A 7160-nucleotide genomic window follows, 5' to 3' on the forward strand; every position below is an offset into this window, starting at 1 on the left:
TTAAGGATGCGGTAAAATAATTTAACGTGAAAAAGCCCGTCATATCAAGCTTTCTAGCTTGTCCGACGGGCTTTTTTCTTGTTTAAGGGGCAAATAAGGGGCAAAACTTTAGTAGTTTTCCATGATATCTGCCACATTTGATTTCATTTTCTTGGTAACATGGGTGTAGATTTGGATAGTTGTTTTGGCATCTGCATGCCCCACACGGTCCATAATAGCTTTTAAAGGGACGTTATTCTCAGCAAGACGGCTAACAAGGGTATGACGGAAGATATGGCTGGTTAGGTTTTTCTGTATAGGTTTCTCAAGCCGTTCATTCGCTTTTTTAAGAGCCAAGTTGAAAGAGTTAGTTTGCATCGGTACACCATTCTTGGTTGTAAAGATGTAGCCCATATCTTTATATCGTGGGTTGGTATTTTTTTCTAGCTCATTCATAAATTCAAACTCTTGAATAATTTCCATTTCTCGCTTGGTCATGAGTGTTTCACGGTATGAAGCGACGGTCTTTGGAGTTGTTTTCTCCCCGTTGCGGTAGCCTTCAGTATGATCATAGGTTCCATGGAGTTCTAATTGCCTGGTCTCAAAATTTCGGTCTTCAGGCTCAATACAGATTAACTCTCCAATTCGACAACCGTTCAAGCTCATAAATTCTCCGGCTAACCCAATCCGGTATGTGCTAGGTCTGCGACAGAGTTCTGCAAGTAGTGGTTTTATTTCGTCTTCCTCAAGATATTTTTCTTCAATCTTTTTCCAGTCTTCCAAGGTCTTTTTGATCCGTGGCAGTTTGGCTCGTCTAGCAGGATTGTCTTTGATAATGTCCAGGTCGACCGCATAATCAAAAGCAAGGTTCAACATGGATTTGTTACGCTCTTTCTTGTTCCTAGAGCAATCCAGGTTGTCAAGGTAATTTTGGACGTATTTTGGGTCAATATTGACTACTTTGACGCCAATACCGAAACTCTCTCTTATTTCTTTAATATTGCCCTTCAGAGAAGCGATAGAGGTACGTTTGATTTCTTGTTGGTAGAAAGTCCACCATTGGTCGAAAAGGTCTGTAAATAGCATTTCAGATGTTTTGAGCTGAGCTAATTTTTCCGCAATCCTTTGTTCAAGGATTTTTTGAGCTTGTTTTTGTGCCCTGCTTGAATTGCTTGTTAAAATAGTAGCTACTCTTTTCCAAGTTCCAGTGTATGGATCTTTGAATCGTTCAAAAAATTTATATCTACCGTCTGGAAGTTGCTCATCCCACATTGTTTTTTACCTCATTTTCTGTTAAAATGGGTATAAGAAAACTGCCCATTTAATGGCTGTTTCTTATACGGAATTCCCCTACACTCAAGGTTTGGCGACGGAGAGTGTAGGGATTTTTGTTGACAAAGTTAATTTTTGTGTTGTATAATTAACTTAACGGAAGAACAGTGGTCTAGGTCCGAATAGCCTGGGTGGCAAGGGTGAAATGCCTTGTCAGCTTGCAGTTGAAATTACTGCTACCCTGTTCGTTTTTTTATTTCCATTCTTCACAATTTTGATAGCTATAACCAACATACTTTTGATTGTTATCCCTGGGAAATCGTGGGAGCAACATTCGGGAGTATGTTTTTTTATTTTTCTCGACACCACGCCACAAAGCTCCGGCTATTAAATCGGCAATTTGTACTCCGATAGTAAACTCTGAGTCTACGAAGTTTATTGATGGAGAAAAATGCTTTTTGTCAAAACCGATAAAGTCGATGGATTTGCTTTCTAATGCTTCCTTATAGGCTAGATATACTTTCTTGTTGTTTGCTGCATCAACTCGATCAATGAAAACTGTCACGGATTCATTGATGTTCTCATGTTTCAAATAGCTGTTGACAGCTGATAAGATATGCAGGAAACAAATTTTATAAATTTGATCTCTATTTTCTAAGATGCCCTGTTGCTGTAAAGTAGGTTTATGGACCTGAGCACCAAAGCAGTAGCAATTTGATGATGCAATGGCTTGGTGGATGCTATTTAAAAAATCATCTCTATTCGTATTGTTTTTAAGTGATTTTGCTTTAACAGTTGATTTTAATTCCTGGTAAGGGTCTTTTAAACAAGTGGATTTTATATCTTGGATTTCTTCCTCGATATCACTCAAATCTTCTGCTTTAATAAGGACAGCTCCCATAACAAAGTATTCCGAGTTCCCCTCTTTGTTATTTTCTCCTCGGTGTAAGTCTTTGGTACCTGATTCATCAATGTATAGTAGATACATTAGAAGGGAAGGTCCTCATCGGATACATCGAGTGAGGAAGATGCTAATCCATAGGCTTTGAAGAGGGTTTCAGAGCCACAGAGAGGGCAGAAGGCTGCTTCATCAGGCAAAAGGACATCCTGATCCCAATTTGAACATCTTTTGTTGGTGCAAATGTTTTTTAGTGGAGCACCGCATTTTATGCAATAATTATTTTGGTCGTCGTTTGGGTGATTGCATCTTAGGCAATTTTTCATTGTTCTTTTTTCCTTTCATCCAACTAAATTTAAATATTCTTCTCTAACCGTAGTTCCATTAACCGTGGTTTTTATCTCTCCTATCCCCTATAAATATCCACCACTTCACCAATCGTTCGGAAATCGGTGTCTGCTGTGATTGGGATGTTGTCATAGTCTTTATTGAGCGATTCTAAACAGTCGCTTTTTAGTTTCTTGACGTAGTTTTCACCGTCGACTTGGAAGATACCGATTTTGTTTAGATCTACCTGGTCCTTGAGTTTGATAAAGAGGAAGTCGCCGTTTTTGATTTTGGGTTCCATGGAGTGGCCAACGACAACTGCGACGGTGTCGTACTTGCTTTCGTCCGGTATGTCGTCTGCGTAGAAGTCAACCATGGTGTCGTAGTCGTCCTCTTGCCAGTAGCCTGTCCCTGCAGATACCTTTCCTGGTACAGATAGGCTGATACGCTTTCCAGCGTCGTATTCTGCACGTTTTTCTGATATGTCAATGATTTTCCCTTGCTCTTCGGCTAGAAGCGTTTCAGAGGTTGTTAGGAGTTTATTCTTGCGTGTGTCGTTGAGCTTGTCATAGTTAGATAGCAGAATAGTCTTACGTGGGTCGAAGTTGGGAAGAGGGATGGAAGAAGAAGGGATTGTGGATTTTTCTTCAATCAAATCCGATTTGTTAATTCCAAAATAATTTGCAAGTAATTCGATTTTCCCAATTCGTGGGTATGTAATACCTTTTATCCAGTCTCGTACAGTTGTATACTTTAAATCTAAATCAGAACAGAGTTGGTTTCTATCAACCCCTTTTTTGTCCATATAGTATTTTAGATTTTTCGAGAAAATATCTTTGTTTTCTATCGGCATAGCATTTTTCCTCGCTTTCTAATGAAAGATTTTACGGCAAAAACGCAAAAAAATCAAGAAAAAACAAAAAAAATGCGAAAAAAACGCAAAAAGTTCTTGACATTGCGGTTTAACCGCAGTATAATATAATCAAGGTCAGGGAAATGACCGAATAAAAAGCCCATGAGGGCGGAAAGGATGGAAAGGATGGAAAGGATGGAAGGGATGGATATCAATGTACTTATTGGGTTGCTCATTTTTTTACAACTCATTGCAGCTTACGGTTTTGTATTCGTGGTGTATTACCAAATTCAGCTAATCGAAAAGTTTTCTAAATACCTTAAAAAAGAAAAACGTCGTAGGAAATCCAACAATGGTCGCAAGTAAATTGAATTGGTCAATCGTCAAAACCAGCAGGAGATGTCTTAGGAGAAAGATAGAAAAGACAATCCCACCTGCATACAATGCTATTGCAGTTGAAAGCTTTTTAGGAACACTCGATTCACTCAAAATTTCTAAAATTAGGCATGTAACCAGAAATGGAGGAATCCAGATTATAAACAGTGGAATAAAAAGCCTTGCCCAGGCGATGCTTGTCAAGCTACTAAGAGCATACTTATCAACAGTATAAAGTCGCATTAAGTGGAACATGCCACATGTGATTATAGCTGTAATAATAAACAGCGTTAGCTTCGTAAGGCGTGGTCGGTGTTTCTTCACAAATTTTCTCCAATCATTTTTACAAACATTATACCAAATTTAGAAAGGGGTGATGGGTATTGAAATGGACGCTAAAAATGTTGCGTGCCAGAGACAATCTTACGCAAAAACAAGCTGGTCAGCTGGTAGGTGTTACTGCTGACACATGGGCAAATTGGGAAAAAGGGAAAACAAATCCAGATGTCAAAACAGCCTATAAAATTGCAGAAAATTTTGGATTGTCTATAGATGACATTATTTTTTTAGATAGCATTGCGGTTTAACCGCATAAAACCAACCAAACTAGAAAGGAGAATGACGTGGACAAGGATGTACAACAATTTCTTGAGTTTAGAAAGAAATTTACTAAACGCGAATGGCATGAATTAAATCGTGCTGTAGAAGTTCGACTGAATGAAAAAGCCGACCAGCTGGAACTGGACGACTTTGATTTGAAAGTTATCACAGAACGCTTAGAACGTTATTTGTGAACAACTTGAATGAACATTGGGTGAATTCGATAGTCAGCACCTTGATAGTGGACATAAACATAATCTTGCTGATACATGGTATCAGCGACGGTCTTGGTAATTGGTGCGTAGAGTTCTGCATTTTCTTCCCACCAAATATTCGGACTCGTCATGTGTGGTCCCATTTTGCAAGAGGCATCCGCTGACAGATTAACCCATTTGCCACAAAGGCAAGCATGAATTTCAGTCATATCTAATCTCCTTTCCTTGTTGGTATACCAATTATATCACAGGGAGGAGGACCAACCAAACTAGGAAGGGGCTAACATGTCAAAACAAAGATACGGTCGCCCAAGTACAGGGCAGAAAGGGAATAACCGTCCCACAGTGGTCATTAGTCGTGAGAACTACGACGAGGTTGACAGCTTGTCGCTTGGTACAGGAATGAGCCGTAGTGCTATTATTGATTATTTTATCAGTGAAGGCTTGAAGCGTGCTCGTATTGAAGAAGTCATCATCAAGACTAAGCGTCTAGTTCTTGAGGACTAGAAAGGAGACGATTATGAGACCGAATCGAATTTTTCACGGAAACAAAAAACCAACAAACGCAGTGGAGGGCGATTGTTGGTATAGAGATGGAGAATTATTGGTGTTTAAGAACGATTGGGAACGTTGCGTAGACATCGACGAAGCCATCGTGAATAACACTCAATAATTCATTGCCGTCAGCAAAGAGCATTTTTGTCACTTCAGCACCTTTGATAGAGATGATTTCTCTACCTTCAGCAGACGGTGTTGAGTAGGACACATTGTCGCTTTGCTTGAATCGAACATGGAAGTAGTTAGGTTCCATGTGATTCACCTCCTTTCTGTGTTGATATACCGATTATAGCACAGGGAGGAGAACCGACCAAACTAGAAAGGAGAATGACATGAGACCGAAACGTTATCCGTATAGCGGGAAAATGAAAAAGCAACCTCATGATGAGATTGCTAAGTTGAGATGTGAGGTTGCAGTTAATACTTCAGAATTAAACAACATTAAGCGTAAATTATCTAGCAAACTAATTATATAAATATTGGTAAGGAGTAAAACAATATGTTGTGGAAAAATATCGAACGAATTTTGGCTGAAAAAAATTTTTCGGTTTATAGGCTAGCATTGAATGCAGGACTTGATCCAGCAATGCTTTATCGACTTCGTGACGGAAAGGTTAAAGATTTGCACTTTGAAACAGTAAAAAAAATCGCCAAGGCTCTTGATGTGAGTCTGGACGAATTAGCAAAAAGCTAATAAAAATAGCCCCATGACGAGGTCAGGAGCTTACAAAAATTTCTAACAAAATTATATCACAGAAAGGAATGAATGGCTATGCCAAAAGCAGAATTAGTTTACAGACCAGCTAAGCAATCTGAAAAGGCAGAAGCTGGTGACTATGCACACCTTTGCCAAATCTGGGAAGGATTGACTGTTACAACGGCTAAAGTTTGGGCTGCAGAAATGCGTGAGCATCCAGACTTCAGACAATACGTTTTTAACCCTACTCATAAGATTGTGTTTATTGATTACAAAGGATTCGGTCTATTTGTAAAGTGGAAAAGTCGCAATCGATACAGACCGAAGAAAGAAACATTGGCAGAAATGTTGAAAAATATTGAAATAGAAAAGAGGTTCTCTGCATGACAGAAGCAATTTTAACATTAGGAATTTTCGCCCTGCCGATATTGGCAGTAGGCGTTGTGGAACAGCGGAAGGCTGAGAAGGAGCGGAAGAAACGTGATCAGGAGCTTTTGCTCGACTACAAAATCGCTATGGCTTGTGAGCGAGCTGTCGAAGCTGATTGGTTAGCTTGGAAAGCTAGTGCGCAACAAACACTTGCCAATTGGGAACCAATCAAATACACAGATGACGCACCAGTTCGCACAGCTAGAAAGTGGGGCAGACATGCGAATTAACGAGGGCATCGGCAGAGAAAACCTTATCGACCAGATTGTCTATATCACAGGTAAAGCACGACAGTTTTATCAAGCCATGTCACCCTATGAGCTGGCTATGGAACTGAAGATAGCTAAATTACAGGCGGGGTTGTGAGATGAATAACCTGGTCAGATTAGAACTTATAACTCAATCGTACGACCGTTTTCTTCGGACGGGCGACACTGAACATCTTGAGGATGTAGAAAGGATCTTGGAATATGACGAACGTGACAGCGATTGATAACACGCTTCGGCGAGGAATTGTTGAAGTTTAGGAGGAATGGTTATGGCTTATGCAGTACATCATCAGAAACACGCATGAAAACTACACATCTTTGAATAATGCATATACTAAAGATGAAGACTTGGAACCAGCTACAATTGGTATTTTGACTGTCATACTTACCAATAAGGCTGATTGGGTTGTATATCCAGAAGAAATTGCTAAACGCTTAAAAATAAGTCGAAGGACTGTAGATAGACATTTCAAAATCCTAGAGAAATCTGGTTACATGCTGGTTGTTAAACGTAGACTTGGTCGTGGTAAAGGGATAGAGCTTCATAGGTTTTTTTCAGATATGCCCTTTACTGATGGGTACAAAGAATATTTGAAAAGTAAGCTTGACGAAGAGTTATCAACAGGCAATACAGATGAATGATTTTACATTTGGAAAAAATTGCCGTGGCAAATATTGCCGTGGCAAA

The 7160-nt window shown here is 39.5% G+C and carries 16 protein-coding genes; 10 read left to right on the forward strand and 6 right to left on the reverse strand.

Annotation, left to right across the window (positions count from 1 at the left end; all coding sequences use genetic code 11):
• Window positions 1-108 precede the first annotated feature (108 nt).
• From NOL38_RS10205 to NOL38_RS10220, 4 genes are all read right to left on the reverse strand, one after another.
• A complete protein-coding gene (locus NOL38_RS10205) occupies window positions 109-1251 on the reverse strand; it encodes a tyrosine-type recombinase/integrase (RefSeq protein ID WP_277942074.1) in 1143 nt (380 codons plus the stop codon).
• Window positions 1252-1504: 253 nt separating this feature from the next.
• Entirely contained in the window at window positions 1505-2239 is a 735-nt protein-coding gene (locus tag NOL38_RS10210) for a DUF3800 domain-containing protein (RefSeq protein WP_172094237.1), read from the reverse strand.
• On the reverse strand, window positions 2239-2475 hold the full coding sequence (locus tag NOL38_RS10215) for a double zinc ribbon domain-containing protein (RefSeq protein WP_172094236.1): 237 nt from the start codon (window positions 2473-2475) through the stop codon (window positions 2239-2241). The genes NOL38_RS10210 and NOL38_RS10215 overlap by 1 nt, the downstream gene beginning before the upstream one ends.
• A gap of 80 nt (window positions 2476-2555) precedes the next feature.
• The gene (locus NOL38_RS10220) at window positions 2556-3329 is read right to left on the reverse strand and encodes an XRE family transcriptional regulator (protein WP_277942075.1); all 774 of its coding nucleotides are present in this window, start codon (window positions 3327-3329) and stop codon (window positions 2556-2558) included.
• Between the two features lie 352 nt (window positions 3330-3681).
• On the opposite strand from NOL38_RS10220, the gene NOL38_RS10225 reads away from it, so the two are divergent.
• The 3 genes from NOL38_RS10225 (at window position 3682) to NOL38_RS10235 (ending at window position 4498) form a co-directional block, all read left to right on the forward strand.
• Entirely contained in the window at window positions 3682-3939 is a 258-nt protein-coding gene (locus NOL38_RS10225) for a hypothetical protein (protein WP_277942076.1), read from the forward strand.
• Between the two features lie 148 nt (window positions 3940-4087).
• Entirely contained in the window at window positions 4088-4291 is a 204-nt protein-coding gene (locus tag NOL38_RS10230) for a helix-turn-helix transcriptional regulator (RefSeq protein ID WP_323149128.1), read from the forward strand.
• 36 nt (window positions 4292-4327) lie between these two features.
• Complete coding sequence (locus NOL38_RS10235; protein ID WP_167786276.1) at window positions 4328-4498, forward strand: hypothetical protein; 171 nt, start codon at window positions 4328-4330, stop codon at window positions 4496-4498.
• On the opposite strand, the gene NOL38_RS10240 is transcribed toward NOL38_RS10235, so the two are convergent.
• Window positions 4489-4728: a hypothetical protein gene (locus NOL38_RS10240; RefSeq protein WP_222311532.1), complete on the reverse strand. Its 240-nt coding sequence runs from the start codon at window positions 4726-4728 to the stop codon at window positions 4489-4491. The genes NOL38_RS10235 and NOL38_RS10240 overlap by 10 nt on opposite strands.
• A 76-nt stretch (window positions 4729-4804) precedes the next feature.
• Here NOL38_RS10240 and NOL38_RS10245 point away from each other — a divergent pair, with 76 nt between their 5' ends.
• On the forward strand, window positions 4805-5026 hold the full coding sequence (locus NOL38_RS10245) for an antitoxin (protein WP_201342629.1): 222 nt from the start codon (window positions 4805-4807) through the stop codon (window positions 5024-5026).
• Between the two features lie 94 nt (window positions 5027-5120).
• Here the strand turns inward: NOL38_RS10245 and NOL38_RS10250 are convergent, their stop codons facing one another.
• Entirely contained in the window at window positions 5121-5330 is a 210-nt protein-coding gene (locus tag NOL38_RS10250; protein WP_029172966.1) for a hypothetical protein, read from the reverse strand.
• Window positions 5331-5409: 79 nt separating this feature from the next.
• Here NOL38_RS10250 and NOL38_RS10255 point away from each other — a divergent pair, with 79 nt between their 5' ends.
• The 6 genes from NOL38_RS10255 to NOL38_RS10280 all read left to right on the forward strand — a co-directional run bounded on the left by NOL38_RS10255 (window position 5410) and on the right by NOL38_RS10280 (window position 7114).
• Window positions 5410-5553 carry a hypothetical protein gene (locus NOL38_RS10255; RefSeq protein ID WP_248026206.1) on the forward strand — a complete coding sequence of 48 codons (144 nt, stop codon included), beginning with the start codon at window positions 5410-5412 and terminating at the stop codon, window positions 5551-5553.
• A gap of 23 nt (window positions 5554-5576) precedes the next feature.
• Window positions 5577-5771, forward strand: coding sequence for a helix-turn-helix domain-containing protein (locus tag NOL38_RS10260; RefSeq protein ID WP_029997361.1), 195 nt, complete (start codon window positions 5577-5579; stop codon window positions 5769-5771).
• Between the two features lie 78 nt (window positions 5772-5849).
• On the forward strand, window positions 5850-6161 hold the full coding sequence (locus NOL38_RS10265) for a hypothetical protein (RefSeq protein ID WP_029997360.1): 312 nt from the start codon (window positions 5850-5852) through the stop codon (window positions 6159-6161).
• A complete protein-coding gene (locus tag NOL38_RS10270; protein ID WP_277942077.1) occupies window positions 6158-6433 on the forward strand; it encodes a hypothetical protein in 276 nt (91 codons plus the stop codon). The genes NOL38_RS10265 and NOL38_RS10270 overlap by 4 nt, the downstream gene beginning before the upstream one ends.
• On the forward strand, window positions 6423-6569 hold the full coding sequence (locus NOL38_RS10275; RefSeq protein ID WP_277942078.1) for a hypothetical protein: 147 nt from the start codon (window positions 6423-6425) through the stop codon (window positions 6567-6569). Before NOL38_RS10270 ends, NOL38_RS10275 begins: the two co-directional genes overlap by 11 nt.
• 179 nt (window positions 6570-6748) lie before the next feature.
• On the forward strand, window positions 6749-7114 hold the full coding sequence (locus tag NOL38_RS10280; protein WP_277942079.1) for an HTH domain-containing protein: 366 nt from the start codon (window positions 6749-6751) through the stop codon (window positions 7112-7114).
• The last annotated feature ends 46 nt before the right edge of the window (window positions 7115-7160 follow it).

It is taken from the genome of Streptococcus suis, assembly GCF_029616525.1.
Classification (GTDB): domain Bacteria; phylum Bacillota; class Bacilli; order Lactobacillales; family Streptococcaceae; genus Streptococcus; species Streptococcus suis_AF.

Excerpts from the sequence above, each read along its gene's own strand:
- NOL38_RS10205 (WP_277942074.1), bottom strand. The coding sequence starts at position 1,251 with ATGTGGGATGAGCAACTTCCAGACGGTAGATATAAATTTTTTGAACGA.
- NOL38_RS10210 (WP_172094237.1), bottom strand. The coding sequence starts at position 2,239 with ATGTATCTACTATACATTGATGAATCAGGTACCAAAGACTTACACCGA.
- NOL38_RS10215 (WP_172094236.1), bottom strand. The coding sequence starts at position 2,475 with ATGAAAAATTGCCTAAGATGCAATCACCCAAACGACGACCAAAATAAT.
- NOL38_RS10220 (WP_277942075.1), bottom strand. The coding sequence starts at position 3,329 with ATGCCGATAGAAAACAAAGATATTTTCTCGAAAAATCTAAAATACTAT.
- NOL38_RS10225 (WP_277942076.1), top strand. The coding sequence starts at position 3,682 with ATGGTCGCAAGTAAATTGAATTGGTCAATCGTCAAAACCAGCAGGAGA.
- NOL38_RS10240 (WP_222311532.1), bottom strand. The coding sequence starts at position 4,728 with ATGACTGAAATTCATGCTTGCCTTTGTGGCAAATGGGTTAATCTGTCA.
- NOL38_RS10245 (WP_201342629.1), top strand. The coding sequence starts at position 4,805 with ATGTCAAAACAAAGATACGGTCGCCCAAGTACAGGGCAGAAAGGGAAT.
- NOL38_RS10250 (WP_029172966.1), bottom strand. The coding sequence starts at position 5,330 with ATGGAACCTAACTACTTCCATGTTCGATTCAAGCAAAGCGACAATGTG.
- NOL38_RS10255 (WP_248026206.1), top strand. The coding sequence starts at position 5,410 with ATGAGACCGAAACGTTATCCGTATAGCGGGAAAATGAAAAAGCAACCT.
- NOL38_RS10260 (WP_029997361.1), top strand. The coding sequence starts at position 5,577 with ATGTTGTGGAAAAATATCGAACGAATTTTGGCTGAAAAAAATTTTTCG.
- NOL38_RS10265 (WP_029997360.1), top strand. The coding sequence starts at position 5,850 with ATGCCAAAAGCAGAATTAGTTTACAGACCAGCTAAGCAATCTGAAAAG.
- NOL38_RS10270 (WP_277942077.1), top strand. The coding sequence starts at position 6,158 with ATGACAGAAGCAATTTTAACATTAGGAATTTTCGCCCTGCCGATATTG.
- NOL38_RS10275 (WP_277942078.1), top strand. The coding sequence starts at position 6,423 with ATGCGAATTAACGAGGGCATCGGCAGAGAAAACCTTATCGACCAGATT.
- NOL38_RS10280 (WP_277942079.1), top strand. The coding sequence starts at position 6,749 with ATGCAGTACATCATCAGAAACACGCATGAAAACTACACATCTTTGAAT.